Source organism: Microbacterium sp. ZXX196, from assembly GCF_009709595.1.
GTDB lineage: Bacteria > Actinomycetota > Actinomycetes > Actinomycetales > Microbacteriaceae > Microbacterium > Microbacterium excoecariae.
The window spans coordinates 1-2,942 of record NZ_WMEE01000024.1 but is presented as its reverse complement, the minus strand read 5'-3'; the positions used below and the strand labels follow the sequence as shown (position 1 = coordinate 2,942).

2 protein-coding genes are annotated in these 2,942 nt (G+C 72.8%); one reads left to right on the top strand and one right to left on the bottom strand.

What is annotated here, in order from left to right; translation table 11 throughout:
• Window positions 1-92: 92 nt before the first annotated feature.
• Window positions 93-1,271, bottom strand: a complete 1,179-nt coding sequence (locus tag GJQ66_RS12060) for an MFS transporter (protein WP_155049610.1) — start codon at window positions 1,269-1,271, stop codon at window positions 93-95.
• Window positions 1,272-1,347: 76 nt separating this feature from the next.
• On the opposite strand from GJQ66_RS12060, the gene GJQ66_RS12055 reads away from it, so the two are divergent.
• Window positions 1,348-2,679, top strand: a complete 1,332-nt coding sequence (locus GJQ66_RS12055; RefSeq protein WP_155049609.1) for an alpha/beta fold hydrolase — start codon at window positions 1,348-1,350, stop codon at window positions 2,677-2,679.
• Window positions 2,680-2,942: the final 263 nt, after the last annotated feature.

The window sequence follows — 2,942 nt, the reverse complement described above, 5'->3', positions numbered from 1 at the left end:
CGAGAGGATCGCGACGGCGGCGATCACCGGGCGGTTCTCAAAGACGAACGGCAACAGCTGACGGAGCGAGACGCGCGTGCGTCCCGGGCGCCTCAGGCGTCCTGCGCGGCGCGCGTCGTGCGCGCGGCGGGCGTGAGGAAGACCGCGATGGCGACGATCGTGAGCACGGGGACGAGCGCGCCGCGCAGCCCGATGTGCTCGCCGAGCGCGCCGAGCACCGGCGGGCCGACGAGGAACGCCACGTACCCGAGCGTCGCGGCGAACGACACGCGCGCGGCCGGGTGCGGCCCGGAGTCGCCCGCGGCCGAGATCGCGACGGGGAAGCCGAGCGAGGTGCCAACGCCCCACAGCACGACGGCCGCGCCGGCGACGACGGGCTGGTCGACGAACACGACGATCGCGAGGCCGGCGGCCCCGAAGATCGCGCTCGCCGCGAGCACGGCGGCGCGGCCGTAGCGGTCGACGAACCGGCCGCCGGCGAAGCGACCGATCGTCATCGACAGCGCGAACAGCGCGAAGATCGCGGATCCCCACGCGGCGTCGTACCCGTGGCCGTCGACCATGACGAGCGGAAGCCAGTCGTTCGCGGTGCCCTCCGCGAGTGCGAGCGCGAGGATGATCCCGCCGGTGAGGAGGAGGTTCGGATCCCGCCAGACCCCCGCGCGCTCGCGCGGCCGGCCCGCCTCGGCCGGGTGGCTCCGGCCGAAGCCGGCGGGAACGTAGCGGATGGCGACGACGAGCGCCGCGAGCATGAGGCAGGCCGCCCCGAGGAGGTGCCACCCGACGGGCACGCGCCACGCGGTCAGGAGCATGCCGATGACCGCGCCGATCACCGTGCCGAAGCTGAAGAAGCCGTGGAGCATGGGCATCACGGAGCGGCCCGTGAGGCGCTCGACCTCCGCGCCGTCGACGTTCATCGCGACCTCGCCGCCGCCGATGCCGAGGCCCACGAGGCCGAGTCCCACCGTGACGACCGCGGGGCTCGTCGCGAGGGCGCCCGCGCCGATCGTCGCGACGCCCGCGAGCGTGATGGCCGACCCCGCGGCGATGACCGTCCGCGTGCCGAGCCGCGCCACGAGCGGGCCCGACAGCAGGATCCCGATCATGGATCCGACCGACAGGCCGAACAGGATCAGCCCCATCTGCGCGGTCGAGGCGCCCAGCAGATCGCGGACGTCGGGGGTCCGCGTCACCCACGACGCGATGCCGAAACCGGGGAGGAAAAACAGCGTGAACAGCGCCAGGCGGCGGGCGCGGAGGGAGGTAGGCATGGCGCTCCGGGAGGAGGGAGGGGTGATGCGTACAACTGTACGCTTCACGGATCCCGCGGCGCGAGAAAATGGGTCGATGACGACCCACGAGTTCTCCCTCCGCGGCCTCCGTGTGCGCGACCACACCCTGTCGGCGCCGCTGGACTGGGCCCGGCCCGACGACGGCCGCCACATCGACGTGTTCGCGCGGGAGGTGATCCGGCCGGGCGGCGAGGACGCGCCCGTGCTCGTCTTCCTCCAGGGCGGCCCGGGCGGCGCCGGCCCGCGCCCGATGCCGGGCGAGGGCTGGATCCACGAGGCTCTCAAGACCCACCGGGTGCTGCTACTCGACCAGCGCGGCACGGGGCGCTCCTCGCGCGTGGAGGCCGCCACGATCGCGGGCATGGGCGCCGAGGAGGCCGCGGACTTCCTGCGCCTCTTCCGCGCCGAGCAGATCGTCGCAGACGCCGAGCACGTGCGCCGGGAGCTGTTCGGGGGCCGGCCGTGGCAGACGCTCGGGCAGAGCTACGGTGGGTTCCTCACGCTCAGCTACCTGTCGTTCGCGCCGGACGCGCTCGAGGCGGCTTACGTGACGGGCGGCATCACCTCGATCGCGCCCTCCGCCGAGGAGATCTACCGCAACACGCTGCCCCGCACGGCCCGAAAGACGGCCGAGTTCTTCCGCCGGTACCCGCAGCACGTCGAGACGCTCGCCGCGATCGTGGACCTCGTCGAGAACGACACCGTCACGCTACCGAGCGGCGACCGGCTCTCGGCCCGCCGCCTCCAGACGCTCGGGATCGACTTCGGCATGGGGCCCGGCATGGAGCGGCTCCTGTGGCTCCTCGACGGCGCGATCCTGCCGTCCGGGCGCCTGAGCGACGCGTTCCTCGACGGCGTCGACCAGCGCACCCAGTACTGGGGGAACCCGTTGTACGCCGTGCTGCAGGAGGAGATCTACGCCGACGGCCCCGGCGCGACGCGCTGGGCGGCCCACCGGATCCGTGCGGAGATCGGCGGGTTCGACGCGGCCGAGGAGGTCGCCGCGGGCCGCCCCGTGCCGATGACGGGGGAGATGTTCTTCCCCTGGCAGTTCGACGAGGTCGCCTCGCTCCGGCCCTTCCGCGACGCGGCGCACGCGCTGCACGAGCGCGAGGATCACCCCGAGCTCTACGACCGCGCGCGCCTGGCCGCCAACGAGGTCCCGGTCGCGGCGGCGATGTACCACGACGACATGTTCGTGCCGATCGAGTTCGCCCTCGCGACCCGCGACGCCGTGTCGAACATGCATTTCTGGGTGACGAACGAGTTCGAGCACGACGGCATCCGCCAGGACCCGCAGCTCGTGCGCCGCCTCCTCGACCGCGTGATCGAGGAGGGCGGCCCCCGCCGCGACGGGGCCGGGCCTAGCGGACGGGGCCGCACCTAGGCCGTGTTGATCAAGAGGCGGGGCCGGGCGCGGCCAGTGATTCCATCCGACGGGAAGGTCGCGGAGGACGGGCTTGGCGTCTTTGAGGCGCTGGGCAGGAAGATCTTGGGAGCGGGATTTCCCGGAGCTCGCGCCGTCGGGATAGGTGAAGGCGTAATCGACCCAGGGGCGAAGTCCGCGTTCGATGGGCGTGAGGAACGAACTGGTGACAGTTTCGGCTTAGGCCGCGAGTGTGAGCGGCTCGGCTAGCTTGGCTTCGAACT